The 325-nt window shown below is 39.4% G+C and carries 1 protein-coding gene; it reads right to left on the minus strand.

Features of this window, described 5'->3' with window-relative positions:
• Nucleotides 1-325 (minus strand): hypothetical protein (locus CHK_RS16575; RefSeq protein ID WP_046442874.1); only part of this gene is annotated, 325 nt, incomplete at both ends.

The following is a 325-nucleotide window of genomic DNA, read 5'->3' on the forward strand; positions in this document are numbered from 1 at the left end:
TGTTTAAAGACTTCGGTGCGTCTTGATCTTCGTATGCTTCGTCATATGGGTAACCTGCATCCGTATTTATAAATTGAATCATTGACTCTGCCGGATCGTCTCCAGATCTTATATCAATACTGCCCATTGTCTTTCTACCCAAGTCGGCTTTGGCCCATAGCCACATGGCTTGAACCCCTTCATCATAAATCATTGTTGAATCAATGGGGATTTCATTATTCGTTTCAGGTGCATTGGCATATTCCTCTTCCAATTTTTTCAGATATTTTTCAAGATCCTCTGTTCCATTCTCTAAAGTGATTTTTCCATTTTTGGCATCCTGTAA

Source organism: Christensenella hongkongensis, from assembly GCF_000981035.1.
Classification (GTDB): Bacteria; Bacillota; Clostridia; order Christensenellales; family Christensenellaceae; genus Christensenella; species Christensenella hongkongensis.